We start from the raw sequence: 25,840 nt of genomic DNA, 5'->3' as shown, positions 1-25,840 counted from the left end.
AAAATTAAAACAAATTATTCATTTTTAAGTTTAATTATTTTCTGTAATTTAAAATAATAATATACCCAGATCACTATAAAAATCCATGGAATTATAAATAAAAAATCCTCTTCTGAAAATTCCGATAGACTGAATGAAATGAAAATTAAATATAAAAACGGACCAGTGAAAAATGACAGAAAAGAATAAAATCTGTGTTCCCGCACAGTTTTGAAAAGATTGAAAAATGCAGGCAAACTGAGGATAACAAATAAAAAATGCACACCGACAATAATTCCGTAACCTAAACCTGCAAAACAATCCATTCTAGGTCTTTCATCGTCATAATGACTCTGGTTTTGAAACTGAATGATGAAAATAGCAAGGAAAGATACGGTTATTCCAGTCAGGAAGCTGACCAAAAGTCCGTTGGTGATGGTTTTAGTAATTTCATTTTTCATAGCTTTCAATAGATTTATTTTTCCTGAGAACTTTACTGTCGATCTGAACCTTTATAAAAATTACAATTTTTTTACTTGCAGTGAACAGTAGCAAGCCTAAAATCCACCCAGTAAATATTCCGGTAAGCAATCCCGAAAGAATTGCCACTTCGGGAATCCACCAGTCATAAATCAGATTTAAAAGCCAAAAGAACAGCACAGAGATAAGTTGCGATGTGAATATCATACTGATTTCCTGTTTATGAATTATTTCAAAATTAATCTTTCATGATGGAAATAAACTGTTTCAGGCAGATTTATTTACTGAAAAATCATCTTCAGCAGATCAGGAGAAGCCGATATTCTCCGTCATTTTCTACCGGAGCACGATGAATGCAGGGCAAAACCTTTTGCTTAGGATGATCCACCGCCAGTCTCCAAAGATTTCCCTGTCCCAAATTAATAGGTTGGGAATCTTCTTTCGGTTCATAATGAAGATCAAAGAAGTTTTCTTCCAAAAAAGTTTCAAAATCATCATCAGAACCTTCATGTAATTCTATTAGTTTTTCACGGACTTCAGGAATTAAAATCTTCTGAACCGCCTGATCATTCGGCAAAATATCGCTGGAAGTACCGTGATAAGTGCATAAAAAAGTATCTGCCAAAATGGGTGAGCGGTCTACATGAAAAGAATAAACGTCGGTAGAAATAAAATCAAATTCATCATCCCTTTCGTAATTTTTGAGTAAATTCAGCGTAGGTAAAGCTCCGAAATCTGTCAGCAGCTGAAGATCATTTAAAATAATTTCTCTTGCAATTTCACCATTTTCAGACAGGCTAAGTTTAGAAAGGTCGTCCGGTGAGACGACAGTGATATCTTCTTCCAACTGAAGTTTTGAAACTATTTCTTTGAAATCACCTTTCAGATTTCGTTTCCAGCAAAGCGAATTTACAGTTCCCTGAAAATCAGTATCTGTCAAGTCTGAAAAAGATGTAACGGTAACAAAATGTCTGTCGTGAAAGTTAAAACTGTTCATTTGAAATAAGCCGAAATTTAAATTTCATTAAAAGTAGGAATTTTAAATTTCAAATCAAATGGTACTAAATAAGTCCCAAATCTTTACAAAATGCTACCAACTGCTCGTTATTGTTGATTTTCAGACCTTCGCGGAGACCGGTAAGTTTTTTTTCCACACTGCTGAGGCTGTTGGGTTTGATGTTATTGTTCTGAAGATAAATAGGGATGTTTTTCAGGAAAACGCCCTGAGCGAGAAGTGAAATAAGCGTAATATCGTATGACGTAAATTCGTAACTGTTGAGTTCTTTCAGATCATGTTTTATATCCAGAGAAAGATATTTTTCTCCCTGGGCAACCATTGTAATTGCCTTTTTAAGTTCTTTGGCGTCGTTTCTGCCTTTTCTCACAAAACCGTCAATTTTCAGATGGTTAAAAAGTGAATCAATCACTCCGGATTTGTGCTCTGCAGAAAAGAAAATGACCTTCACACCGGGCTGAATCTTTTTTATGGCAGCAATCATTTCCTTACCATCCTTCAAATTCTGTTGATGATGATCTTCGTCATAATGGAGATCGGTGATTATTAAATCATAGGGGTCATTTTCACGCAGGCTCTTTTTTACTTTTTCCAAAGCGTCGTCGCAGTAAAAAACCTGATCTGCAACCGGAATTTCCAGTTCTTTTACAGTTCGTTGTACAGAAAGGTTGATGACTTCGTGGTCTTCGGCAATTAAAATCTTTTTAAACATCAAATAAGTTTTAGGAAATAGGGAATGAGAGGTTTATTTTCAGTCCTTTTTCTGTTTCGGTGTCAAAAATAATATCTCCATTTAGATTTTCAATACGGGAAACCACATTTTGGAGACCTTTTTTAAAAAAACTTTTATTTTGAATACCGATTCCATTGTCGCTGTAGGAAATTTCGATATTGTTTTCCACTTTTTTAAACTGCAGAATTACACGGTCGGCGCGGCTGTGTTTTTTCATGTTGACTAGCATTTCACGCAGGATCTGGTAGATTTCTGACCGCGTGGACGGAGCTGTATTTTTCCAAAGTTCTGCATCATTTCCTGCCAGATAGGTTTCTGTATTTTCATTTTTAAAATAGGAAACCAGTTTGCTTATTTTTTCAAAAAAATTGTCATCATTAATATCATCTGACGAATCATAAGAGATATTTCTCGACTTTTTATAGACATCTTCCAGATCATCCAGCGTTTCATTCCGGCTGATATCCTGATGATTTTCTATTTTGGTCATGATCTGATAGATTCCGTTGGCAACAACATCGTGTACCTTTTTAGAATATTTAATCTCCGTTTTCTTTACTTCAATTTCTTTTTCCTGCTGCTGAAGTTTTTTTCTTTTAAAATAATAGAAAATGCCTGCAATTAAAGTGATTACAAGTGCCAGGACACCAATTTGGGCATATCTCTTTTCATTTTTATTTTCACTGTTCTGCAAAGCCAGTTCTGCATTCTTTGCTTCAGACTCTGCCATATTCGTCTTAATAAGAGCAAATTGATTTTTTGCTTTAAATCTGGCATTATTTACACTGTCATTTATAGAAATAAATTTTTTAAAGTAAAGTGAAGAATTATCTTCATCAATATTAATAATTTTCCGGAGAGCTTTCAGTTGATCGTCGGGATTATTGATAAGAGTAGCAGCGGAAAGCATTTTTTTTGAGTAAAACAATGCCGAGTCTTTATTTTTTCCCGTGTAGTAATTTGAAATGGCTGAGTAGCTTGAGTTCAGCGCATGCTGGTCATTCAGACCGAGCCTTATCTTCATAGCCTTATGGTAGGCAGGAACCGGGTTATACGTTGGATCAAATTTATATTCTGCTATCGCAAGATTATTAATTACACGGGCCATATTTTCGCTGTCTGATCCTTCAAGAGATCTGCGGAACATATTCATGGCTTTTTGATAGTCACCTAATTCGCTGTATGCATCTCCAATATTATTAAAAATGACAGGAAGGTCTTGTTTGGAAGTGTAAGGAAGTGCTTTCTCATAATATTTCACAGCATCCTCAAAATTTCCCAGAAAAGCGGAGGCCATAGCAATATTGTTATAGTTTCCGGGAAGGTTTTGTCTGATTTTCTGATTTTTGATATTTTTCAAAAATGAATCTGCTTCCAGAGACGATTCAATTCCACCATAATAATCTCCTGAATTTGTCTGGATGTGGGCCATGTTGATGAGAGACTGCGCAATGCCGAGAGAATCTTTTGTCTCTTTGTATTTACTTTTAGCAGCATTGTAGTAGATAAAAGCAGAGTCCAGCACACCTGCATCTCTGCAGATACGGGCTTTTGCATAGCTTTCATTATCTTTTCCAAAGTTTTTTACAGTATTGGATTTCTTACTGCAGTTCAATAATGTCAGTAATAAGAATGCTAAAATTAATTTATTCAAGATCGGGTGGTTTAGCCTGCAAATTAATAAAAAAGGACAGATCTGTGAAATCTGCCCTTTAATAAAATTAAGGTAAAGTAAATGGTGGTGGAGGGAGTTGCCCGGTGTTACCACTTGTACTTCCCTGACCTCCCGGTCCGTCGCCGGTGCCAGGGCCATCTCCACTTTGTGAAGTCTGTACTGTTGCTGTATCTGATGATGTATTTCCGTTGTTTCCTGAACTTACCAAGCCAAGAAGGATCAATAATAATTGTATCACGATTGTAAAATTTAAATGTTAAGCAGTGGTGCTCTTTCCCGCAAAACAGATTGCAGGGAGTGTACACGTTTGAAAAAAGAAGCGCTTCTTAAATTTTGGGAAGTGATTACCCTTTGGAACGGAAGAAAAATCCTATGCTTCCCGGTCATGAGAATGATCCTTCCGTTTTTTTTGAGTGGCAGAAATCTGCAGTTATTCGTTTTTTTTTCTGTTTGATTTCTGAAGCAAAGTAACGACAGGAAAGACCTTTAAATCCTGACAAAACCCTGACTGCGTCTGACAGAACTTTGACAGAAATTGTCTTTGAAAATGGAATTTTACGGCATCACGCAAAAATATCTCGTGAAAAAATGCTTTTTTTGTAATTGCTTAATAACCATGTATGTCTGTTAAAAAGAAACTCATTAACGAAGTTTTTAAAAAAGCGAGGAAAGATTCGGGGCGATTCACTAAAAATGCCCTTTCAACCTATCTTTCTTTTCTTTTTGCTGAACGGTTTGACTTCGGTATTTCTGATCGTACACTCATCAGATATTTTGATAAATATGTTGAAGAAACCGGAGACCTACGGGAAAGCAGGATTGATGATGAAATTTTGGATAGATTCAGCGAATATTTAGGTTTTAATAATTTTGAAAATTTCGCAAACAACGGCGAAACTGTTTCAGATGTTTTCAGCGAAGAAACTTTTGTGAAATCATTTGTCAATGCAAAAAATGATTCTGATTCTAAAGAAAATATCATTCACATCACCATTCAGAATATTATTAAAGTCCCGGAATTTTTGACTAAGCATAAAGGAATGAGTCTGGGAGTTTTGGGAATTATTCTGGCTGGAGCAGGGTTTACGAAATTTAATCAACCCGAAAAAATTGACACTCCCGAAACATTGATTTCACAAAATATATATACACCTCAGGATAGCAAATATTTAGAAAATGCTCAACCTAAAAACGGTGAAGAAATCATTCGTTGTCAGATAGTCAGTCGTGAAAATAAAGCAGATCAAGCTTTACCAGAACTGATGGCTTTAGAATCTAAAAATCACATGTATTGGAATGGTTACCGATATGTTTTAACGTTCATTAATGACAAAAATCCTTCTCACAACGTTGTTCCAGCAGATGATGTTTTGGTAAATTATTTTCAGAAAATCAGACGCCCCGATACATTAAACCCAAATAACGGAATTGGAAAAACATGGTATTCCAAACATCAGAATAAAGTTGAATTCTTTACCATGGATGGAAAAAATCCGGAAAATCACAAGGACTTGAGACCGGCAACAGAACATATTTTGGTAAAGTACGCAGGAGAAAATGCAGAGATTGAGTAGTTTTAAGTTTAAAATCAAAATGAACCGAACTTCATTTTTGAAAATGACTTAAAAACCTATCTTTGCAAGCTCAATACAGATTCTAAACTATGAGCGACGAAAAGAAAATCAATATAAAACCTAAAAGACAGGACTTCGAAGAAATTTATTTCAGCGGAAATCAGGGAAGTCTGTTTCTGTCTCCTGATACGCGTGGAAAAACTTTTACGCTTATTATTATCGCTTTGATTTTGGGAATTCTCTTCTTTTTTAAGAATGATTTGAGCAAAGAAAAATTTGGAATTCTTTATTTTGTGAGTTTTCTTTTCCTGCTGACTGCAGTTTTCCTCTCTGTGAGCGTCAACAAAGTTTCAAGATGGAAAAAACAGGTGAGTTCTTACCTTACGAAACTTGAAAACTGTAAGATTTATGAAGTGGTTTTTGATCAGCAATTTTTTACCGTAAACATTGATGGTGAAAAGGAAACCAGCGAATGGAAGGACTTTCAGGCTTTTGAAATCAACGGAGAATATATTGCTCTTGAAGGAAAATACAGTTATATGTTTCCGAAAAAATCAATGAGCGGAAGTGATTTTTCAGTTTTAAAGAAGATGATAGAATCTCAATTGAAATAGAATTTTCAGAGGAAATAAAATTTATATAAATTTAAATGTTGCAAATCAGCTGAAGCAGCAATTTTAAAAACAGTCAGAAATAAAAAAACTCAGAGCCAACACTCTGAGTTTTGTATTTTAAACTGAAAACTGATTAGTCCAGCCAGCCCATTTCACGCATCCAGTCATCGTTGTAAACTTTTGCAACGTATCTGGAACCGTGATCGTGAAGCAAGACAACAATCACGTCATCTTTTGTAAACTGATCTTTCATCTGAACCAACGCTGCCATAGCACTTCCGGCAGAATATCCGCAGAAAATACCTTCTTCTTTTGCCAGTTTTCTTGCGTAGATTGCACCGTCTTTATCGGTTACTTTTTCGAAGTGATCAATCACAGACATATCATAGTTTTCAGGAAGAATATCTTCGCCAATCCCCTCTGTGATGTAAGTGTACGCATTTTCGAGATGAATTTCTCCCGTTTCGTGAATCTCTTTCAGAATAGAACCGTAAGTGTCAACACCAATTACTTTGATGTTTTCGTTTTTCTCTTTGAAGAATTTACCACAACCTGTGATGGTCCCGCCCGTTCCGGCTCCCACCAGAAAGTGAGTCAGTTTACCGTCAGTCTGTTCCCAGATTTCAGGTGCTGTAGATTCGTAATGTGCAGTACGGTTTGATAAATTGTCGTACTGATTTACATACCATCCATTTTCTGTCTCTTTAGCCAGTCTTTTTGAAACTGAATAATAAGAACGCGGGTCGGTAGGTTTCACATCTGTAGGGCAAACGATCACTTCAGCACCAACAGCGCGGAGAATATCACATTTTTCCTTAGACTGTTTTGAGTTGGTTACAAAAATACACTTATATCCTTTCACGATTGCTGCCAAAGCCAGTCCCATTCCTGTATTTCCTGATGTTCCTTCGATGATGGTTCCGCCTGGCTTCAGTCTGCCGTCTTTCTCAGCATCTTCAATCATTTTTACAGCCATTCTGTCTTTTACAGAATTTCCGGGATTGAATGTTTCTACTTTTGCCAAAACCAGCGCAGGGAAATCTTCCCCTAAAACCTTATTCAGCTTTACCAAAGGTGTGTTTCCAATGGTTTCTAATATATTTTCTGCGTATTTCATATAGATTTTTTATTTTTCTTTAAAGGATATATGTTATCGCCTGATTTGCATCAGTGTTTATTTGCAAAGTTTATAAAGGCGAATTCATACTTTAATTTTTCTTGAACCACAAATATAAACCTTTCAATTTTAAGGTTTTAAATGTGATAAAATCTTAAATGATACAAATTTTAAATTACGTTGGAAATTTAAAAATAAAATCAATAAAATCAGAAAAAATAAATAACAGTTTCAAACTTCAGTTTAAAAGTCTGAAATTTTCGGAAAATTTTGAATGGTAAGAAGTCCCGTTCTAATTATATTTAATTGCTTTTACCGGAGAAATTTTGCTGATAAGATAACTGGGAATAATCAGGGCTAAACCTGAAATAATCAGAATTCCAACAGAGATGGAGATGATGGGTAAAGGATCGAGATCTACCGGAACGGTGCTCACGTAATAATTCGCAGGATTCAGTTTTATAATTCCGAAAAAGCGCTGAATAAAAAGCAGTGTCAAGCCAACCGCATTCCCGAAAACCAGTCCTGGAACCATAATGATTAAAGTATAATTAATGAAAGTGGCTCTGATCTGGGAATTGGTAGCTCCCAAAGTTTTAAGCAGACCAATAGAATTTGTTCTTTCGATAATTAAAATCAGAAGAACCATGATGATATTGATGATAACTACGATGAGCATGATGACAATAATTAAAGCAATATTGACATCAAAAATGCTGATCCAGTCGGTGATTTGAGGATATTTTTCTGTCGCAGTTTCTATGAAATTCTTATAACCGATAAATTTTTCGATTTCAGGATGAGGTTTATCGATGTCGTTGACGTTTTTAAAGAAAATATCGAGTCCGCCAATCTCATCAGGCTTCATGTCCTGAATTTTGCGTACATGATTTATGCCACCCAAAACCATTTGATCATCAATCATTTTGATATCGGTTTTATAAATTCCCACTACCTCAAAGTTTCTGTAAATTGGCTGCTGATCAGCTTTGGAGAATACCGTTACAATACTGTCGTGAAGCTTTAAATGAAGGTCGGCAGCAAGTTTTTGTGAGATTGTAACGCCGTTGTAGTAACCTTTTTCTGTTACTTTCGGGGCAATTCCCTCCAAAAGAAATTTTTTGAATCTCAGGCTGTCAAAATCCGTTCCGACACCTTTAAAAATAATACCTGCAAAATCTTTCTCAGTACGCATGATTCCCGTTACAGTTGCGTATTTCTGTACTCCTGAAACCTCGGGTATTTCGGTGATTTTTTTAATATTTAAACCATTGTTGTCAAGAACAGAAGTGTTATATGACGAATTGGATCGGGTGGATTTTACGTTGATGTGTCCGTTGAAATCTGCTAATCTCTCTTTAATAGCCTTCTTAGAGCCATATCCCGTAGAAATTGTAATCAGGGAAACAATGATTCCGATTGCTACAGATAATCTGCCAATCACGATAATCACCCGTGACAGGTTATTTTTGTTATCTTTGGAAAACGCTATTTTTCTTGAGAAATATAAAGGAAACTTCAAGCTTATGAATTTAGATTTCAAAATTAAAGATTTACTTCTTATGTGCCTAATTTTTTTAGGAACATTCAGTCAGGGTTTTGCACAGGGTAAAGATCAGAATACATTTAAAACAGGTGCAGATCAGCCGGAACTGTATCTGCCGATGCTGAAAGATAAAACCATCGCCATCGTAACCAACCAAACCGGATTGCTGAAAGATAAAACCCATTTGGTGGACTATCTGGTTAAAAATAATATTAAAATTAAATCAATCTTTGCTCCTGAACATGGCTTCAGAGGTGATGCCGATGCCGGTGAGAAGGTAAAAAACGGTGTAGATGTAAAAACAGGAATTGCCATTGTTTCACTTTACGGGCCAAATAAAAAGCCCAAACCTGAACAGTTAAAAGGTATTGATATTGTTCTTTTTGATATTCAGGATGTTGGCGTCAGATTTTATACCTATATTTCATCTTTAACTTACGTAATGGAAGCCTGCGCTGAAAATAACGTTGAAGTAATCGTTCTCGACAGACCCAATCCGCATGACGGCTACGTCGACGGTCCGGTTTTGAAAAAGAAATGGGAAAGTTTTGTAGGAATGCACGAAGTTCCTGTGGTTTACGGTTTAACGATTGGAGAGTACGGCAAAATGGTAAACGGTGAGAAGTGGCTTAAAAATGGGGTTCAGGCAAAATATTCTTTAGTAAAAATGCAGAATTATTACAAGAAAAAAAGATATTCAATTTCTGATAAACCATCTCCAAATTTACCCAACGACAAATCAATCAACCTGTATCCAAGTCTTTGTTTTTTTGAAGGAACTCAGGTTTCTGTGGGACGTGGAACCGCTTCGCCTTTTCAGATTTACGGTTCACCTTGGACGAAAAATCTGCCTTATCAATTTACTCCAAAACCTACGAGCGGGGCAAAAGATCCTTTTTTAAACGGACAATTGTGCTACGGAGAAGATCTTTCAAATTACAGAAACGATTTAAGAGAATTGAATCTTGAATGGCTTTTAAAAGCGCACAAAAATTATAAAAATCCTCAACAGGATTTTTTTCTCAAAAATTTATTCTTTGATAAATTGGCTGGAAGTGATGAGCTGAGAAAGCAGATCATTGCAGGGAAATCTGAAAAAGAAATCAAAGCTTCATGGCAGTCTGACCTCGAAAAATTTAAGAAAATCAGAGCAAAATATGTTCTGTATGAAAATTAAACAGTAAATATTTACAAGTATTACAGCAACAAAAAAATCGTCGGAGTCAATGGCTCCGACGATTTTTTTATATATTTTATAAAACGAATTTTAATTCAATTTATATTCATTTGATTAATCAAAGTTCTGTGGCGGACTGTTGTCATTCTTACCTCTGTTGTAAATGATAAGTCCGATGGTCAGACCAACAATACCACAGCCTGCCGTCAACAGAGCTCTTTCAAGCTTGTCGGGCTGGTTGTTTCCAATGTAATTCATGGCGAAAAGAATGGCAAAAGTGATTGCCATAATTATAATATGGTTTCTTCCGAAAAGTTTCATAATTATTTGAATTTATAGGCAATCATAATTCCTCCTCTGTAAGGAAGAATTTCACTGCTTTTGTTGAATCCTACAGCATCGTCATATCTTTTTCCCGTTCCTCTTTCGTAACCTTTATAGAAATCCTGTGAACTTCCCACGGTTCCGTAGATGTCCATAAACCATTTTTCAGAGAGTCTGAACTGGTATCCGGCTGTGATTCCCAAAAGATAAGAATGGCCTTTCTGATATAAATCTGATTTTGTAAAAACTTCATTCTTTTCATTGTAGTACGGCTCATCTTTCCAGTAATTCCATTTTTGTAAAGTATACGTCGAAGCTGCAACGTTGGCGCCCAAATAAAATCCGTTAAAAGCTTCCTTAAAATAATATCTTCCTTCCACAGATGCAGAATAATACTGAAATTCATGACCTGAAAAAGATTTCCACGGTGAAATAAATACATCGCCCTGCATGGTGATTTTTTTGCTTAACTGAAATTCGCCCGCCACATTTACGATACCAACAGGTAAAAAAAGAGCATTGCCTTTCAGTCTCAATCCTTTATCTGAATTTTCATTCTGAGACATGGTTTCTGTAGTGGTTACCTCATTCTGTTGAGCCTTCAACCCTGTAAAAGTGGCTAATGTAACGATAGCAAGTAAAATATTCTTCAAAGCTTTTATTTTTTTATTTGATTCAATAATTCTTCAGATAAGGCAGCGTCTTTTCCTGTCTGTTTTGCAAGACTGTTAGACATTTCAGCAAAACTTTTAGCAAGATTTTTATTGTCCATCATGAAATATATTTTTGCTAAAATGTAAGTGTTCTCAGCGGTTTCACCACGCATAACAGATTTCTCTGCCCATTCTGCAGCTTTCTTCAGTGATGTTTTGTCTTTTACGTGTTCAGCAAAAATCCATGCTGCTTTTAAAGTTTCATTTGCCTCAAAAAGGTCTGAGTTTTTATAATATTCCAAAGCAACTTTTTCGTACTCTGCATAATTGGCATTTTGCTCGTAGAAACCAAGCTTTATTTGGTTAAGTTTTTTTGTAGCTACTTCTTTTCCAACCAAAGGTTCTGCTGTGGCCATAAATTTTGCATCATCAACTCTGTTGTTTTTAGTATCGATCGCAGTTTCCATGATGTCAGCAAGCAGAATCTGATTTTTGTATTCATTATAACTCTCTTCAGGCAAAAACTGAATGATCTCTGATTTTTTATCCACCAGATATTTAAAGTTGGCATCTTTGGAAGATTTAATAAAAAAGAATAAAAAACCTGCTTCCTCTTTTGTTAAAGGTTCATTGGTTTTTTTCTTAGCAAAATACTTTTCGGAAGCTTTCTTTGCAAAATCAAAATCTGACGTTGAGTTCAGTTTCATAATGTTCATCAAAAACTCAGGACTGCTTTCGCCTTTTGCAAAACGGTCTTTCAAAGATCCGCCTTTAGAATTTCCAGCGTTGACATCCTGCGCCATCGAAAGGAAAAGACCTGGTTCCATGTAGCCATAGTTTTGGGAAACCATTTCACCATCTCCATTCAGAAAAAGATAGGTAGGATAGGAGCGTACCGAAAATTTCTGTGCAATCTCGCGGCCTTCACCTTTTTCCATATCAATTCTGGAACTGATGAAGCTTTTATTGAAATAATCTCCAACTGATTTTTGGGTGAATACATTTCTGTCCATCATCTTGCAGGGACCACACCAAACTGCGTAAGCGTCGATAAACACAAGCTTTTTTTCTTTTTTAGCTTTGGCAAGAAGATCTTTAAATGAGCTTTGGTCAAATTTAATTCCTTCTTCCTGAGCGAAGGTGAATGAGAATATGAGAATGAAGAATGTCGTAACTAAGTTTTTCATTTTTAATTTAAAAATTGAACAAGCGAAGATAATTAAAAAATCCCAAACGTTCTGAAAACAAAAAAACCACCCTTCGAAAAGTGTGGTTGAAGTGGTTTCTCCAGGAATCGAACCAGGGACACATGGATTTTCAATCCATTGCTCTACCAACTGAGCTAAGAAACCTAAATTTTGTACTTTAAAGTTTGGAAGAAAAAACCGCCTTTGGTGAGGCGGTTTTTTGTGGTTTCTCCAGGAATCGAACCAGGGACACATGGATTTTCAATCCATTGCTCTACCAACTGAGCTAAGAAACCATTCTTATTACTTCGTTGTTTTAAAGTGATGCAAAAGTAGGAAGTTTTGGTATATGATGCAAATATTAATTCTGTTTTTTTTAATAAATCTTAAAAACCTATTGATTTTCAGTTTGATTATTTTCCTGCTCCCGTCTTATTTGCTCGCTCATCTCTTCCAATACAGGTTTTATGGTGCTTTCCGGAAGGTCGCTGATTCTGATATACATCAGGCCGTCAATCGCATCATTGAAATTGGGGTCAACATTAAAGGCGATCACTTTTGCGTTTTGCTTAATGTATTTTTTAATTAAAACAGGCATTCTCAGTTCTGGCTCAAGGTCGTCGATAATTTTGTCTAATTTATTCAGATCAGATTCCATTTCATTTAAAAAGAGATGTTTATCACGATCTTTCAATTTTACCTTAAAGTCATTTCTAGGTGTAATATATTGAGCGACAGCAGAATCATAATAATTTGAACGCATAAATTCAATCATCAGAGATTTTGAAAACTCAGAAAATTTATTTGAAATACTCACACCTCCCATCAAAAATTTATGATCAGGATTTCTAAGGCAAACATGCACAATTCCTCTCCATAAAAGGAAAAGGGGAAGTGGTTTCTGCTGATATTCTTCACAGATGTAAGCACGTCCCATTTCAATCACTTTTTTGAAAAACGGATGAATATCCTGTTCAAATTCAAATAAAGAACTTGTATAAAAGCCTTTGATTCCGAATTTTTTCATCACATCTTTCCCCAAAGCCATACGGTAAGCTCCGGCAAGTTTCTCTGCAGCATTGTCCCATAGAAACAGATGATGATAATGTTTGTCGTACTCATCAAGATCAAAAGGTAAATTACTGCCTTCTCCCACCGCACGGAATGTCAATTCCCGCTGTCTACCGATTTCCCTCATTACAGAAGGGATTTCTTCATAAGGGGTAAAGTAAATCTCGTAATTCCCATTGCTGAAGAGCATTTTATCGGTTCCTCTCAGTTTAGAAATATCTTTTATAAGATCTTCTTTGGGAGTTTCATCGATGATATTCTGCACGATGTTTTCTTCTCTCAGAAGAGGAAATTTTAATGAAAGATTTTTAAGATTGATAGCTTGTGCCAGCGATTTTCTCTTTTCATAATAAGACTTCATCATATAGACTTTACGTCTTAAGAATTCACCTAATTCCTCAATATTTTCGCTGTCATCCAGTACTTTTACAGTAATGGGTCTTCCAATTCTTATTCTGATAGGATCTTCTCTGTCTTTCATCATTTCAGACGGAAGCATAATAGTCTGCAGATTGGGGTGCATTTTTGCCACCTGATAAAACATCCGGCTGTTTTTCGCATGAAAATACATCGGAACCACCGGTACTTTAGCCATTTTGATAAGCTTCAGTGCCGGTATTTCCCATTCTTTATCTAAAATTTCTCCGTAAGGATTGTTTTTATTTGAAACTTCGCCAGCAGGGAAAATTCCTACACAACCTCCATTTTCCAGATGTTTCAAAGTTCCCCGCATTCCTGAAGAGCTGCTGTAGGCACTTTTTCTCTTTTCAAAAGGGTTTACAGGAATTACATAAGGCTCCATCGGCTCAATTTTTTCCAGAAGAAAATTCCCCATCACTTTAAAATCGGGACGGATTTCCGACAGAATTTTACACATCAGAATACCGTCAATCGCACCAAGCGGATGATTTGAAACCAATATAAAAGGGCCTGTTTTAGGTACTTTTGCAAGATCTTCTTCAAAAACGATGTAGCTTAAATTTCTTTCCTTCACGAAAGAATCGAAAAAATCTTTGTCTTTTTTATCTTTTAGTTTGTCATAAAGTGTATTGACCTCGTTGATTTTTGTAAGACTCATCACGGCAGCAGCCACAGGGTTTTTCAGAAAACCCAGCCGCCCAAGTCCGGAAGCTTTTATAAGATCGTTTTTCGATATTAAACTCATGTTTTTTTAGTCGCAATTAGTTTTATTGTGTTACCATCTGAAGCGTATTTTTGGAAATCTGTTCCAAAAGCACATTTTTCTGCTGGTAAAACTGATCAATGTTTTCTTTTTTGGCGTGTCTTACGGTAAATAAAGATACATTTTTTATCAGTTCTGTTTTAAATTCTTTTTGCAGTTCAGCATTCAGATCATCTGCTTTCAAGAATTTGTCTTCGAGACATAAAGCTAATGAAATTGCTGAATTCTGCATCAAAGAAACTTTAATTTTATATTTAGCCAAAAATGCAAAAACCTGACTCATGTGATCTTCCGCAATGAAAGAGAAGTCTCTGGTAGAGATTTTGAGCAACGTTTGTTCTTCTTTTAAAATATAGGATTCTTCGTTTTGGTTTTTATCTGAAGCACCAACTTTAGTTCCTGGTTTTGTAGGATCTACAAATGATTTTACATAAAAAGGAATGTTTTTTTGCTGAAGTGGCTGCAAAGTTTTAGGGTGAATTACACTCGCTCCGTAATAGGCCATTTCAATGGCTTCTTCGTAAGAAATATTGGAAAGCAAAGTTACATCATTAAATTTTCTGGGATCTCCGGTCATCACTCCAGGAACGTCTTTCCAAATGGTCATGGCATCAGCATTAAGACAATAAGCGAAAATCGCAGCAGAATAATCTGAGCCTTCTCTTCCCAAAGTTACCGTAAAATTGTTGTCGTCTGATCCAATGAAACCCTGCGTCACGTAGCAGATTTCTTTATTTAAATTTGAAATAAATTCCTCCGTTTTTGCCCAGTCTACAGTACCTTCACGATAGGAATTGTCTGTCTGCACATAATCTCTGGCGTCAAGCCATTGGTTAATAAACTGAATTTCGTTTAAATATTCGCTTACAATTTTAGTAGAAATCATCTCACCACAACTCACTACCTGATCGTACACAAAATTGTAGTTTGGAGATTTATTTCTTCTTAAAAATGAATCAATGTCATCAAAAAACAGATTGATTTCTGCAAAAACAGCATGATCTTCAGGGAAAAGACCATTTGCTATCTCAATGTGTTTTCGTTTAATCTTCTCAATTTCGGCTTGGTAGTTGTCTTTCTTGAAGTAAAGTTCTACAACTTTCTCCAGTTCATTCGTTGTTTTTCCCATTGCTGAGATTACAAGCAGACATTTAGAAAACCCCTGGCTTTCCAATACTGCAGACACATTTTTTACACCTTCTGCATCTTTCACTGATGCACCACCAAACTTGAAAATTTTCATTAAATTGTTAAGAATAAAATTGTTAGATATAAATCATTCGGTTTTTTTTCGGAGCTCAAAATTATAAATTTACAACGATATATGAAAGGGCTTCTCTAATGGCGGTGATTTCAGTTTTCCTGTTTAAAATTCACATAATCACAGAGTAAGATCAGTTTTTGGTAAACTTTTTAATTTAATTTTAATAAAATACACTGCATTTTAACAATGTTTCCGAAGTTAAGCCACTGATAGTCAATCCAGAATTAAATTATTAACATTTACTTTATATATACTGTAAAATTCCCGATATTTGGCAAAACCGTTTTAGCAAATAAAATTATGTCAGAGCAGTCATTACAGACATTGGGAGAATTTCTTATTGATAAACAAGAAGATTTTCAGTATTCTACAGGAGAATTTTCGCGTCTATTAAGTGCAATCAGGCTTGCCTCCAAAGTAGTAAACAGAGAAGTAAATAAGGCCGGAATTGTTGATATCACAGGTGCCGCAGGAAATCAGAATATTCAGGGTGAGGAGCAGCAGAAACTGGATGTTATTGCCAACGATATTTTCATCACAGCACTTTCTCAGAGAGAAGTTGTCTGCGGAATTGCATCAGAAGAAAATGACGATTTTATCGATATTAAATGCGGTGAAAATGGTCACTTAAGCAAATATGTTGTTTTAATTGATCCTTTGGACGGTTCTTCAAATATTGACGTCAATGTTTCTGTAGGAACAATTTTTTCTATTTACAGAAGGGTTACAGAGCCCGGAACTCCCGTTCAGCTTGAAGATTTCTTACAGAAAGGAATTAATCAGATCGCAGCTGGATACGTGATCTATGGATCTTCAACAATGATTGTGTACACTACCGGAAACGGTGTAAACGGTTTTACACTCGATCCCTCTTTAGGTACATATTATCTTTCTCATCCAAACATGACATTTCCGAAAACAGGGAAAATTTACTCCATCAACGAAGGGAATTATATTAAATTTCCTCAGGGTGTGAAAAATTACCTTAAATACTGTCAGATGGAAGAAGGCGACCGTCCTTACACTTCAAGATATATCGGTTCTTTAGTTGCTGATTTTCACAGAAATATGCTGAAAGGCGGAATTTACATTTATCCATCTTACGGTCAGTCACCGAACGGAAAATTGAGGTTGCTTTATGAATGTAATCCGATGGCGTTTTTGGCTGAGCAAGCCGGTGGAAAAGCAACAGATGGTTTCAGAAGAATCATGGAAGTTGAGCCTACAGAATTGCACCAGAGAATTCCGTTTTTTGCAGGAAGCATCGATATGGTTGAAAAAGCAGAAGAATTTATGCGAATTGACAGCGTAAAATAAATGACAGCAAAATATTTTAAATATCTTTTAGAATTCAAACGCCCGGGAGGAACCTCTCGAGGCGTTTTGCTTGAAAAAGAGACTTTCATTCTGGAAGTTTTTCAGGATGATAAAAAAGGAGTGGGCGAGTGTGCTGTTTTCAGAGGATTAAGCTTTGATGACAGACCTGATTATGAAGAAAAACTGAAATGGCTTTGTGAAAATATCAATCACGAACCTCAATATTTAGAGGAAGAGTTAAAAGAATTTCCGTCGATTTGGTTTGGTTATGAACAGGCAGTTTTAAATTTAAGGAACGGTGGAAATCTTTATTTTCCAAGTGAATTTACAGAAGGAAAAAACCCAATTTTAATTAATGGTTTGATTTGGATGGGAGACATCAGTTTCATGGAAGAACAGATTCAGGATAAACTTGAACAGGGATTTCACTGTATCAAGTTAAAAATAGGCGTCGACTGGAATTCTGAACATGAAATTCTAAAAAAATTAAGACAGAAATTTTCAAAAGATCAATTAGAACTTCGCGTTGATGCCAACGGTGGATTTAGCAAAGATCAGGCTGAAATTGTTCTTAAACAACTTTCAGATTTAAACATTCATTCGATTGAGCAACCCATTAAAGCTGGAAATTGTGACGATATGACTGAACTTTGTGCCGATACCGCAACACCTATTGCACTAGACGAAGAGCTTATAGGAATAACCGGATTTTCTGAGAAGAAAAAGCTTTTAGAAAAAATAGAACCTCAATACATTATTCTGAAACCGGCATTAGTAGGAGGCTTTTCCGGATGTGATGAGTGGATTTGTCTCGCTGAAGAGCAAAAAATAGGATGGTGGATCACTTCCGCGTTAGAAAGCAATATCGGCTTAAATGCTATCGCACAATATACATTTACAAAAAATAATAGAATGCCTCAGGGTTTAGGTACGGGAGGGTTATTTACAAATAATTTTGAAAGTCATCTCAATCTGGAAGGAGATAAGCTTTATTTTGGTGTAAAGTAAATCAATGTTTTTAAACTACATCTTCAGCAAAAATTGCTCGTTTAAGGTAATTTAAAAAGGTAGTAAACTTTCTCTTCATCGTTTTCATTTTGATAGTGTTGGGGGATTGCGAAGTTAACAAAATATATGCCAAATGCAAAATTAAAAAATATTCTTATTCAAATATTTTTAATAAAATAATGTCGATTTGAGCATTTATCAAAGTTTTGAGAAAATTCAATTCTTTGATTTTAAATTTTTTAAAGTCTGGTTACCAGATATGAATTTGATAATCAACAGTACAGTACAACTTTAATCTTTGAAAATCAGATTTAATTAAAAGTTTTCGGATAGCTTTTTTTCCACATTAAAGTTCGTCATTTATTTCTAAATTGATATTAATTCATCAACAAATTATCTTTTTTTTAAACCTTAAATTTTCCTAAATTTGCAGATTGTCGGTGAATACGACATTTTAAAGCGAATTTTAATGGAAGAAGAAAAAAAATCACTCAATTTTATTGAGCAAATTATCGAAGATGATTTGGCAAACGGACTCAAAAGAGATGAGATCCGTTTCCGTTTTCCGCCTGAACCAAACGGTTATCTGCATGTAGGTCATACAAAAGCGATCTGCATCAACTTTGGTCTGGGTGAAAAATACAATGCTCCCGTAAACCTTCGTTTCGACGATACGAATCCTGAAAAAGAAGAGCAGGAATACGTAGATTCAATCAAAAAAGACGTTGAATGGCTAGGTTTCAAATGGGATAAAGAATTGTACGCCTCCGATTACTTCCAGCAGCTTTACGACTGGGCAGTTCAGTTGATTAAAGAAGGAAAAGCCTATGTTGATGAGCAGCCATCTGAACTGATTACCGAGCAGAGAAAAAATCCAACAGAACCGGGAGTGGAATCTCCATACAGAAACCGTCCGACTGATGAATCTTTAGATTTATTCGAAAGAATGAAAAACGGTGAGTTTGAGGAAGGTTCAATGTCACTGCGTGCAAAAATCGATATGATTTCGCCGAATATGAACATGCGTGATCCTGTAATGTACAGAATTTTAAAAAGGCCTCACCACAGAACCGGAACAACCTGGAAAATTTATCCAATGTACGACTGGGCGCACGGTGAATCCGATTATATCGAGCAAATCTCACACTCACTGTGTTCTCTGGAGTTTGAAAATCACAGACCACTGTACAACTGGTATTTGGATCAGGTTTACGAAGAGGGAAAAGTGAAGAACAAGCAGAGAGAATTTGCAAGAATGAACGTTTCCTACATGATTACGTCCAAAAGAAAACTGCAGAGATTAATCTCAGAAAAAGCAGTTAATGGTTGGGATGACCCGAGAATGCCTACCATTTCCGGAATGCGCAGAAAAGGCTTTACAGCTAATGCTATCAGGAATTTTATTGATAAAGTAGGTGTTGCCAAAAGAGAAAATTTAATTGAAATTCAGTTATTGGATTTCTGCGTCCGTGAAGATTTGAATAAAGTCGCGAAACGTGTAATGGCGGTTGTAGATCCTGTAAAATTGATCATTGAAAACTATCCTGAAGGACAGGAAGAATTGCTTGAAACGGAAAACAATAATGAGCAGGAAAATGCAGGGACAAGACAAATTCCGTTCTCAAGAGAATTGTACATTGAGCGTGAAGATTTCAAGGAAGAAGCTGGAAACAAATTCTTCAGACTGAAACTGGGCGGAGAAGTCCGTTTAAAATCTGCTTACATCATTAAAGGTGAAAGGGTAGAAAAGGACGAAAACGGGGAAATCACCATTATTTACGCTACATACGACGAAAAATCCAAATCAGGAAGCGGAACAGAAGAGAGTTTAAGAAAAGTAAAAGGAACCATTCACTGGGTGTCTGCAAAGCATGCGATTCCTGTGGAAGTGAGAAATTACGAGAAATTATTTACAGTAGAACAGCCTGATGCTGAGAAAGATGTGGATTTCTTAAATTTCATCAATCCTGAGTCTGTCAATATTATTCAGGGATTTGGAGAGCCGGGTTTAAAGGATGTTGCAGTGGGCGAACCGCTTCAATTCCAGAGAATTGGGTATTTTACGAAAGATCAGGATTCCACAGATACAAATTTTGTATTCAACAGAACCGTGACTTTAAAAGACTCTTATAAGCCAGAGTAAAAATTTATTTATATCATATAAATGAACAGGGCTTAATTTTTTAAGCCCTGTTTTTTTTGAACAGTAATTAAAGAAAATACGACGTTTACGCGAATTTTTACAGCATCATTTGTGAACAATAGCAGTGGATTGAATTTTTAAAAAGCAAAATAGTCCCAATGGGACGACCTACAAAGCACAGGATGAAATCCTATCAAACATCAATCATCACACATCATTCATCAATCATAAGACATCATGAAACTCATCAATCTATACACCAACTCATTCAAAGGGCTCTCGCGGGAAAGCTGGATGCTTGCACTGGTAATGCTCATCAACCGTGCGGGTTCGATGGTGCTCCCGTTTTTGGGCGTTTACATGACGGCTCATCTCAAATTCAGTATCGAAAATACTGGAATTGTGCTCAGCTTTTTCGGAATAGGTTCTGTAATAGGCTCCTGGCTTGGTGGATTTATCACAGACAGAATCGGAGAATATAAAGTGCAGTATCTCAGTTTATTATTGAGTGTGCCATTATTTTGTTTAATTCCGCTTTTCAAAACGGAAGTAGGTGTGGCTGCAATTATTTTACTGCAGAGTACTGTAAGTGATGCTTTCCGGCCGGCAAACTCGGTGGCAATTACAAAATATGCGAGACCGGAAAATATTACCAGAGCATTTTCACTCAACCGAATGGCAGTCAATCTAGGATTTTCTATCGGTCCGGCTTTAGGTGGAATTTTGTCAGCTATCTCGTATGAATTTTTGTTCTATTCCAATGCATTAGCAGCTTTGTCAGCAGGGATTTTATACATTATTTTCTTCAGAAAACGCAATAAGCTGGCAAAATTAAAAGCCAGAAAAACAGCTGAAACTGTTGAAATTAAAAAAGAAAATTCGCCGTATCGTGATGGCAGATTTTTGGTTTACTGCTTTTTATGTATGCTGTTTGCGATATGTTTCTTTCAGTTATTCAGCACACTGACGATCTTCTATAAAGACACAGCGAAACTGAGTCAGCAAAACATCGGTTATCTTTTGGGCTACAGCGGATTTATTGTCGTTTTACTCGAAATGGGACTGGTTCAGATTGCCGAAAAATATTTAAACCTGGCCAGAACTATGTTTTTGGGTACCTTCATTTGCGGACTTTCGTATGCAATGCTCGGCTTTGATTACAGTATTATCACCTTAATCATTTCAATGACTTTACTGTCGGTAGGAGAGATTTGGGCGCTGCCGTTTATGTCAACAATTACAGCTTTACGCTCAGGAAAAAACAACAAAGGCGCGTACATGGGACTGAACGGGATTTCCTTTTCCATCGCATTCATAGTAACTCCTTATCTGGGAACATTGATTGCAGAAAAAATGGGTTTTACAGTGCTTTGGATTGGTACCGGAGCAGTTGCCACGTTGATCGCGATCGCCTTTTACTTCATCGTTCCGTGGATGATTGGTGAGCAAAAAGACAAGGTGTAAATTTTGAATTTGGGCGTGCCCCTGCGCTTGCCAGGCTCACCTCACAGGTTTTAAAAACCTGTGAGGTTTTTCCAGCCGCCAAAACTTCGGGTCGGGCTGCTCTGGGGTCCGCTTCGCTTCCGTACTACGTTCGTACCTCACTGCGCACCGGCTCCTTCGTCGCCGCCCGCCACATCCCTCACGCAAAGACGGGTAAGCGTAAAACATTTTTTTTTCAAAAAGAACTTTTCAATCACTTCTCTAAACCTCGCAGGTTTCTAAAATAAATATTTACGATATCCAGCTCAACCTCTCAACCCTGCCAGGGTTCTGAACCCTGGCAGGCTTTTCTTAAAAAAAAATTGTATCATCAGATAGGTAGCTCTTATTTTAATCCTTACTCGTAATTTAACCTTAACCTTAACCTTAGCCTTAGCCTCAACCTAAAAACTTCACCAAACTTTCCACTCCTAAGCAGATTTCACGCATAAACAGTACAATTTTTGCTTACCCTTGCCCAATGGCAAAAATATACTATCTCGTTCCTTTTTTTACTGCATCATTTTTACTTTCTCAAAAACGGGATTCTGCAAATTTAATTTCAGAAGTGAAAATTGATGCCTACAAAAAACCGACAGCTTTTATCAATTCCACCAAATCGGTTTCGGTTATTTCAGAAAATCTACTCAATCAGAATACACCAGAAAGAATGCTCGAATCCATCAACCAGATTGCAGGTGCAAGAATGGAAGAGAGATCACCCGGAAGCTACAGAATTTCTCTTCGTGGAAGTACTTTAAGGTCGCCTTTCGGAGTACGGAATGTGAAAGTTTATCTCGATGATTTTATTTTATCTGACGCTTCAGGAAATACTTATTTCAATGTGATCTCTCCGGAATTAACCGACAGAATGGAGATTTATAAAGGTCCGGAAAGTGGCGACTACGGGGCGGTTACAGGTGGAACTATTCTGTTAAAAACAAAATCTTCCGATAATCTTTCAGCCAACATTTCAACGGGAAGCTATGGGACTTTCAACCAGAGTTTTGATTTTTCTAAGCAGAAGGGAAAACATTTTCTGGAGGTTTTTCAGAATTATTACCAAACGGATTCATATCGTGAACAATCAAAAGTTCAGAGAAAGCAGATTTTTATAAAAGATAATTTCCAGTACTCAAAAAAAGGAATTTTAAAAGGAATGCTGATGTATTCCGACCTCGATTATCAGACGCCGGGAGGATTGACTTTGGAGCAAATGAATCTCAACAGAAAGCAGGCAAGACCAAAAACTGCGACGCTACCGGGGGCTTCCGAGCAGGATGCAGGCATTAGAAATAAAATGGTTCTGGCCGGACTTTCAAATGAATATCAGTTTACACCGGAATTTTCACATTTTGTTCTGGTTCAGGGCTCGTATGTGGATTTTGAAAATCCTTTTATCACCAATTTTGAGAACCGTTTTGAAAAGAATTTTGCGCTGAGAACGCATTTTAATTATGAGACAAACTTCAACAAAATATCTTTGGCGTACCGTTTTGGTTTTGAAGGCGGAATCAATGATATTCTGATTAAAAACTATGATAACAACAGAGGTTTCGAAGGAAATCCACAAAATTTTGATCAGCTGAAAAATACTTCAGGCTTTTATTTTCTTTCACAAAAACTGAATCTTAATGAAAAATTATTTACCGACGTTTCAGTCAGTTTAAATTCAAATTCCTATTATTGGGAAAGGCTTTTTCCACGCACGGAAACAGGTGAAATTCATTTTAAAAATCAATGGCTTCCCAATTTTGGTGTAACTTATCTTCTTGGAAAAGGATTTTCGGTAAGAGGAAAAATAGGAAAGGGAAATTCAGCTCCGACCAGTGAAGAAATACGTTCTTCGACTCAGGAATTTAATCAGAATTTAAGTCCGGAATTTGGATGGAATAAGGAAGCGGGCGTCAGAAAACAGTTTGGAAATTCAATATTTGTGGAAGCCGGTTATTTTGATTTCCGTTTGAAAGATGCGATTGTAAGAAGGCAAAACGAGGCCGGACAGGAATTTTTTGTTAATTCCGGAGAAACCATTCAAAAAGGATTGGAAATGCTTTTGGAGTCTAAAAATTTTGACTTGAAAAATAATTTTTTCTCGAATTTTAAATTCAGATTTTCCGGTAGTTTTTATGATTTTAAATTTAAAAATTACCAGCAGAACGGAAATGATTTTTCAGGGAATGATCTGACGGGAGTTCCGCAAACCACGATTAATTCTCTGCTTAATTTTACATTCTTCAAAAAACTCTCCATCGATTATTCTCATTTTTATACTTCAAAAATCGCTTTAAATGATGCCAATTCAGTTTGGTCAGAACCCAACTTAATAGGAAATATCCAGTTCAGATTTCCGGTTGATTTTGAGAAAACAAGGCTGAATTTATATTTGCAGATTCAGAATCTGTACAATGAAGATTATGTTTTAGGTTTTGATACCAACGCCTTTGGAAACCGATATTATAATCCTGCTGCAAAAAGGAATTTTGTATTGGGAATGAAGGTTGATCTTTAATTTAATTCTGATGTAATGTAATCTCTGTAATTAATAGATACGTATTCAGGTATATAAACGAACGTGATCAAACTTCTTTTACCCTCACTGGCTGCAAAGGGGTGATAAATATTTTTCTTTATAAGTTCTGCTATTACATCATCTCTGTCACCAAATTCTGATTTGATATTTACGGACGCAATACTATTTTTATCAGTGAAAATTATTTCGTAAACAGCAAAGTTATTTTTGGGCTTAAAGTTTTTTAATTTTGAGATGCTTGATCTTCCTGTTTTATTTTTTTCAAAGTAAAAAATAAAATTGTCATTTTGTATCGTATTATTTTTTAAATATGCAAAGAGATTTTCTGCGGCACTGATCTTACTGTGATATGAATTATCCCTATTTAATAAATAATGAGGCGTGCAGGATGAGATCTCTTCATTATCGTGATTGAGAAAGATGATATATTTTTCACCTTTTTTGAACTCCACATCACAGGCAGAACCATCGATCCTACCAATATTTCCACTGAGATTTAACGTTGTTTTGTCAGTTTTACCCTTAAAAAATTTTTCAAATTTCACTTCAGCTTTGTAAGTTCTATCTTTAGTGTCATTACCATAAATATTCAGAACAGTGATTTCTGCAACGATGTTGGCTTTATGATAAGTTTTGGGCAGTAGTGTATACAAGCAGTCACAAGCCAGTATAGTGTTGAAACTTAACAGTAAAAATACTACAAACAGATTTTTTTTCATTTATTGTTTTTTTTTATAATTTCTGTAATGATCATTTCCGCATGAATTCTGGAGTTTTCTATAAACCAAAGATGCGTATCTTTTCCGCCACAAACTACGCCTGCGAGATACAGGTTGGGAACATTAGTTTCCATCGTTTCTGAATTGTAAAGAGGATTTAAACAGTCGCCCTGCAATTCTATTCCGGAGTTTTTCAGGAAGTCAAAATCGGGAAGATAGCCTGTCATGGCGAGAACGAAGTCATTTTCAATTTCAATATGATCTCCGTTTTCATCTTTAAAAATGACAGAATCTTTTTTAATCTCAATCATTTCAGCATTAAAATTAGCTTTAATACTTCCCTCGGCAATCCGGTTTTCAATATCCGGTTTTACCCAATATTTTACGTTAGCCGAAATTTCTGAGTTGCGGATAATCATCGTCACTTCTGCACCTTTTCTGTAGGTTTCCAAAGCGGCATCCACTGAAGAATTGCTCGAACCTACAACCACAATTTTCTGTTGTGCAAAGGGGTAGGGTTCGGTGTAATAATGCTTTACTTTTGGCAAATCTTCGCCGGGAATATTCATCAGGTTTGGGATGTCGTAAAATCCGGTTGAGATGATAACACTTTTTGCGAGATATTCTGATTTTGAAGTCTCGATTTTAAATACACCGTCCTTTTTAGATACATTTAAAACCTTTTCATATAAATTTATTTTCAGATTTTTCTGCCTTGCAATGCCCTGATAATATTCCAGAGCTTCCTGTCTGCCAGGTTTAGGAGCAGCTGAAATAAAAGGAATTTCTGCGATTTCAAGCTTATCAGCTGTCGAAAAAAACTTCATATACAAAGGATAATTGTAAAGAGAATTCACAATTGTTCCTTTTTCTATAATCAGATAATTCAGGTTATTTTTTTTCGATTCAAGCGCACAGTTCAAGCCAATCGGTCCGGCTCCGATAATGAGAATATCCAAAATTTCCATATATCAAAAATACTAAAAGCCTCCAGTAAAAACAGTACAGAATCAGGGAAAATAGCAATTGCCGGAATACTTATTCTC

23 protein-coding genes and 2 tRNA genes are annotated in these 25,840 nt (G+C 36.1%); 8 read left to right on the top strand and 17 right to left on the bottom strand.

Annotated elements, in window-relative coordinates; genetic code table 11:
* Positions 1 to 14: 14 nt before the first annotated feature.
* The 6 genes from IC610_RS06760 to IC610_RS06735 all read right to left on the bottom strand — a co-directional run bounded on the left by IC610_RS06760 (position 15) and on the right by IC610_RS06735 (position 4,120).
* Positions 15 to 440, bottom strand: coding sequence for a hypothetical protein (locus IC610_RS06760; RefSeq protein WP_191735784.1), 426 nt, complete (start codon positions 438 to 440; stop codon positions 15 to 17).
* Positions 430 to 666, bottom strand: a complete 237-nt coding sequence (locus IC610_RS06755) for a hypothetical protein (protein ID WP_191735783.1) — start codon at positions 664 to 666, stop codon at positions 430 to 432. The genes IC610_RS06760 and IC610_RS06755 overlap by 11 nt, the downstream gene beginning before the upstream one ends.
* A gap of 91 nt (positions 667 to 757) precedes the next feature.
* Positions 758 to 1,456: a DUF1826 domain-containing protein gene (locus tag IC610_RS06750; protein ID WP_191735782.1), complete on the bottom strand. Its 699-nt coding sequence runs from the start codon at positions 1,454 to 1,456 to the stop codon at positions 758 to 760.
* Between the two features lie 64 nt (positions 1,457 to 1,520).
* Positions 1,521 to 2,186 carry a response regulator gene (locus tag IC610_RS06745; RefSeq protein ID WP_191735781.1) on the bottom strand — a complete coding sequence of 222 codons (666 nt, stop codon included), beginning with the start codon at positions 2,184 to 2,186 and terminating at the stop codon, positions 1,521 to 1,523.
* A gap of 10 nt (positions 2,187 to 2,196) precedes the next feature.
* Positions 2,197 to 3,861, bottom strand: a complete 1,665-nt coding sequence (locus IC610_RS06740; RefSeq protein WP_191735780.1) for a tetratricopeptide repeat-containing sensor histidine kinase — start codon at positions 3,859 to 3,861, stop codon at positions 2,197 to 2,199.
* A gap of 67 nt (positions 3,862 to 3,928) precedes the next feature.
* Positions 3,929 to 4,120, bottom strand: a complete 192-nt coding sequence (locus IC610_RS06735; protein ID WP_191735779.1) for a hypothetical protein — start codon at positions 4,118 to 4,120, stop codon at positions 3,929 to 3,931.
* Positions 4,121 to 4,502: 382 nt separating this feature from the next.
* On the opposite strand from IC610_RS06735, the gene IC610_RS06730 reads away from it, so the two are divergent.
* Positions 4,503 to 5,456: a hypothetical protein gene (locus IC610_RS06730; RefSeq protein ID WP_191735778.1), complete on the top strand. Its 954-nt coding sequence runs from the start codon at positions 4,503 to 4,505 to the stop codon at positions 5,454 to 5,456.
* An 89-nt stretch (positions 5,457 to 5,545) separates the two neighbouring features.
* Positions 5,546 to 6,070 (top strand): YcxB family protein, encoded by a 525-nt coding sequence (locus IC610_RS06725; RefSeq protein ID WP_191735777.1) that lies wholly within the window; start codon positions 5,546 to 5,548, stop codon positions 6,068 to 6,070.
* Between the two features lie 133 nt (positions 6,071 to 6,203).
* On the opposite strand, the gene IC610_RS06720 is transcribed toward IC610_RS06725, so the two are convergent.
* Positions 6,204 to 7,187, bottom strand: coding sequence for a PLP-dependent cysteine synthase family protein (locus IC610_RS06720; protein WP_056081352.1), 984 nt, complete (start codon positions 7,185 to 7,187; stop codon positions 6,204 to 6,206).
* A gap of 292 nt (positions 7,188 to 7,479) precedes the next feature.
* Positions 7,480 to 8,709, bottom strand: a complete 1,230-nt coding sequence (locus IC610_RS06715) for an ABC transporter permease (RefSeq protein WP_191735776.1) — start codon at positions 8,707 to 8,709, stop codon at positions 7,480 to 7,482.
* 4 nt (positions 8,710 to 8,713) lie between these two features.
* Here IC610_RS06715 and IC610_RS06710 point away from each other — a divergent pair, with 4 nt between their 5' ends.
* Positions 8,714 to 9,910, top strand: a complete 1,197-nt coding sequence (locus IC610_RS06710) for an exo-beta-N-acetylmuramidase NamZ family protein (RefSeq protein WP_191735775.1) — start codon at positions 8,714 to 8,716, stop codon at positions 9,908 to 9,910.
* A 114-nt stretch (positions 9,911 to 10,024) separates the two neighbouring features.
* Here the strand turns inward: IC610_RS06710 and IC610_RS06705 are convergent, their stop codons facing one another.
* From IC610_RS06705 to IC610_RS06675, 7 genes are all read right to left on the bottom strand, one after another.
* Positions 10,025 to 10,231 (bottom strand): hypothetical protein, encoded by a 207-nt coding sequence (locus IC610_RS06705; protein WP_191735774.1) that lies wholly within the window; start codon positions 10,229 to 10,231, stop codon positions 10,025 to 10,027.
* 2 nt (positions 10,232 to 10,233) lie between these two features.
* The gene (locus IC610_RS06700; RefSeq protein WP_228462858.1) at positions 10,234 to 10,887 is read right to left on the bottom strand and encodes a DUF3575 domain-containing protein; all 654 of its coding nucleotides are present in this window, start codon (positions 10,885 to 10,887) and stop codon (positions 10,234 to 10,236) included.
* A 5-nt stretch (positions 10,888 to 10,892) separates the two neighbouring features.
* Complete coding sequence (locus IC610_RS06695) at positions 10,893 to 12,074, bottom strand: thioredoxin family protein (RefSeq protein WP_191735773.1); 1,182 nt, start codon at positions 12,072 to 12,074, stop codon at positions 10,893 to 10,895.
* Between the two features lie 92 nt (positions 12,075 to 12,166).
* Positions 12,167 to 12,239, bottom strand: a tRNA-Phe gene (locus IC610_RS06690).
* Between the two features lie 58 nt (positions 12,240 to 12,297).
* Positions 12,298 to 12,370 (bottom strand) — tRNA-Phe (locus tag IC610_RS06685).
* Between the two features lie 98 nt (positions 12,371 to 12,468).
* Positions 12,469 to 14,310, bottom strand: coding sequence for a lysophospholipid acyltransferase family protein (locus IC610_RS06680; RefSeq protein WP_191735772.1), 1,842 nt, complete (start codon positions 14,308 to 14,310; stop codon positions 12,469 to 12,471).
* Positions 14,311 to 14,332: 22 nt separating this feature from the next.
* Positions 14,333 to 15,571, bottom strand: a complete 1,239-nt coding sequence (locus IC610_RS06675; protein WP_191735771.1) for an aspartate kinase — start codon at positions 15,569 to 15,571, stop codon at positions 14,333 to 14,335.
* 321 nt (positions 15,572 to 15,892) lie between these two features.
* Here IC610_RS06675 and fbp point away from each other — a divergent pair, with 321 nt between their 5' ends.
* The 5 genes from fbp to IC610_RS06650 all read left to right on the top strand — a co-directional run bounded on the left by fbp (position 15,893) and on the right by IC610_RS06650 (position 24,054).
* Positions 15,893 to 16,909: a class 1 fructose-bisphosphatase gene (gene fbp / locus IC610_RS06670; RefSeq protein ID WP_076452041.1), complete on the top strand. Its 1,017-nt coding sequence runs from the start codon at positions 15,893 to 15,895 to the stop codon at positions 16,907 to 16,909.
* The gene (locus IC610_RS06665; protein ID WP_191735770.1) at positions 16,910 to 17,917 is read left to right on the top strand and encodes an o-succinylbenzoate synthase; all 1,008 of its coding nucleotides are present in this window, start codon (positions 16,910 to 16,912) and stop codon (positions 17,915 to 17,917) included.
* A 469-nt stretch (positions 17,918 to 18,386) separates the two neighbouring features.
* Entirely contained in the window at positions 18,387 to 20,060 is a 1,674-nt protein-coding gene (locus tag IC610_RS06660) for a glutamine--tRNA ligase/YqeY domain fusion protein (protein ID WP_191735769.1), read from the top strand.
* A 237-nt stretch (positions 20,061 to 20,297) separates the two neighbouring features.
* Positions 20,298 to 21,524, top strand: a complete 1,227-nt coding sequence (locus IC610_RS06655; RefSeq protein ID WP_191735768.1) for an MFS transporter — start codon at positions 20,298 to 20,300, stop codon at positions 21,522 to 21,524.
* A gap of 499 nt (positions 21,525 to 22,023) precedes the next feature.
* Positions 22,024 to 24,054: a TonB-dependent receptor gene (locus IC610_RS06650; RefSeq protein WP_191735767.1), complete on the top strand. Its 2,031-nt coding sequence runs from the start codon at positions 22,024 to 22,026 to the stop codon at positions 24,052 to 24,054.
* Here IC610_RS06650 and IC610_RS06645 read toward each other — a convergent pair.
* Entirely contained in the window at positions 24,051 to 24,794 is a 744-nt protein-coding gene (locus tag IC610_RS06645; RefSeq protein ID WP_191735766.1) for a hypothetical protein, read from the bottom strand. The genes IC610_RS06650 and IC610_RS06645 overlap by 4 nt on opposite strands.
* Complete coding sequence (locus IC610_RS06640) at positions 24,791 to 25,762, bottom strand: YpdA family putative bacillithiol disulfide reductase (protein WP_191735765.1); 972 nt, start codon at positions 25,760 to 25,762, stop codon at positions 24,791 to 24,793. The genes IC610_RS06645 and IC610_RS06640 overlap by 4 nt, the downstream gene beginning before the upstream one ends.
* Between the last annotated feature and the right edge of the window lie 78 nt (positions 25,763 to 25,840).

Origin of the sequence: Chryseobacterium caseinilyticum (genome assembly GCF_014837145.1) — a bacterium.
In the GTDB taxonomy this organism is placed as follows: Bacteria; Bacteroidota; Bacteroidia; order Flavobacteriales; family Weeksellaceae; genus Chryseobacterium; species Chryseobacterium caseinilyticum.
The sequence above is the reverse complement of the archived record's forward strand: the minus strand, read 5'-3'. Positions and strand labels throughout refer to the sequence as shown.

Bases quoted from the DNA above. Each gene is read 5' to 3' on its own strand.
- IC610_RS06695 (WP_191735773.1), bottom strand. From the start codon at position 12,074: ATGAAAAACTTAGTTACGACATTCTTCATTCTCATATTCTCATTCACC.
- IC610_RS06755 (WP_191735783.1), bottom strand. From the start codon at position 666: ATGATATTCACATCGCAACTTATCTCTGTGCTGTTCTTTTGGCTTTTA.
- IC610_RS06675 (WP_191735771.1), bottom strand. From the start codon at position 15,571: ATGAAAATTTTCAAGTTTGGTGGTGCATCAGTGAAAGATGCAGAAGGT.
- IC610_RS06745 (WP_191735781.1), bottom strand. From the start codon at position 2,186: ATGTTTAAAAAGATTTTAATTGCCGAAGACCACGAAGTCATCAACCTT.
- IC610_RS06650 (WP_191735767.1), top strand. From the start codon at position 22,024: ATGGCAAAAATATACTATCTCGTTCCTTTTTTTACTGCATCATTTTTA.
- IC610_RS06680 (WP_191735772.1), bottom strand. From the start codon at position 14,310: ATGAGTTTAATATCGAAAAACGATCTTATAAAAGCTTCCGGACTTGGG.
- IC610_RS06730 (WP_191735778.1), top strand. From the start codon at position 4,503: ATGTCTGTTAAAAAGAAACTCATTAACGAAGTTTTTAAAAAAGCGAGG.
- IC610_RS06725 (WP_191735777.1), top strand. From the start codon at position 5,546: ATGAGCGACGAAAAGAAAATCAATATAAAACCTAAAAGACAGGACTTC.
- fbp (WP_076452041.1), top strand. From the start codon at position 15,893: ATGTCAGAGCAGTCATTACAGACATTGGGAGAATTTCTTATTGATAAA.
- IC610_RS06705 (WP_191735774.1), bottom strand. From the start codon at position 10,231: ATGAAACTTTTCGGAAGAAACCATATTATAATTATGGCAATCACTTTT.
- IC610_RS06760 (WP_191735784.1), bottom strand. From the start codon at position 440: ATGAAAAATGAAATTACTAAAACCATCACCAACGGACTTTTGGTCAGC.
- IC610_RS06665 (WP_191735770.1), top strand. From the start codon at position 16,910: ATGACAGCAAAATATTTTAAATATCTTTTAGAATTCAAACGCCCGGGA.
- IC610_RS06710 (WP_191735775.1), top strand. From the start codon at position 8,714: ATGAATTTAGATTTCAAAATTAAAGATTTACTTCTTATGTGCCTAATT.
- IC610_RS06750 (WP_191735782.1), bottom strand. From the start codon at position 1,456: ATGAACAGTTTTAACTTTCACGACAGACATTTTGTTACCGTTACATCT.
- IC610_RS06640 (WP_191735765.1), bottom strand. From the start codon at position 25,762: ATGGAAATTTTGGATATTCTCATTATCGGAGCCGGACCGATTGGCTTG.
- IC610_RS06660 (WP_191735769.1), top strand. From the start codon at position 18,387: ATGGAAGAAGAAAAAAAATCACTCAATTTTATTGAGCAAATTATCGAA.
- IC610_RS06655 (WP_191735768.1), top strand. From the start codon at position 20,298: ATGAAACTCATCAATCTATACACCAACTCATTCAAAGGGCTCTCGCGG.
- IC610_RS06645 (WP_191735766.1), bottom strand. From the start codon at position 24,794: ATGAAAAAAAATCTGTTTGTAGTATTTTTACTGTTAAGTTTCAACACT.
- IC610_RS06720 (WP_056081352.1), bottom strand. From the start codon at position 7,187: ATGAAATACGCAGAAAATATATTAGAAACCATTGGAAACACACCTTTG.